Below are 579 nucleotides of genomic sequence, written 5' to 3'. Positions count from 1 at the left end.
CGTCAGTATCGGCTTGGTTGAAATATACCCTTATCACCAGAATGTAGAACAACTACTAGCCATGGCGGATGCTGCTTGCTATATGGCCAAAGACCAAGGGCGTAATCGTGTTCATGTATTCATTGAGTCTGATAAAGACCTACAGTTCCGACAGCTCGAAATGCAATGGGTCACAACAATTAAAGAAGCACTAACGAATGATCAGTTCTTTTTAGTCTTTCAACACATTGCGCCCAACCAAGGTCAAGAGCAAAACTTTCATTACGAAATCCTGCTTCGCCTGATCAATAGCAACGGCAACCTTTGTTCTCCAGGCCAGTTCTTGCCCGCGGCAGAACGCTATAACCTCATGCCTAATATAGATCGCTGGGTCATCAAGAATTACTTCGCTTGGTTAGGTAAACACCCCGAGCACTTGGAAAAGCTCGGCTGTGCCAGTATTAACCTCAGTCCACAGAGCATTGGTCAAAAAGAATTCTCAGCTTTTCTGGTTAATCTCTTTGAAGAGAATAAGGTGCCGCCCCATAAAGTCTGCTTTGAGATCACCGAAAGCATGGCGATCACGCATCTAGATAATAC

General features: G+C 44.7%; 1 protein-coding gene. It reads left to right on the top strand.

Annotated features, from left to right (window positions below):
• On the top strand, positions 1 to 579 hold a 579-nt coding region (locus A3757_RS01655; RefSeq protein ID WP_156506096.1), incomplete at both ends, for an EAL domain-containing protein.

This window comes from Oleiphilus sp. HI0117 (genome assembly GCF_001635235.1).
This window is presented reverse-complemented; position numbering and strand designations above follow the sequence as displayed.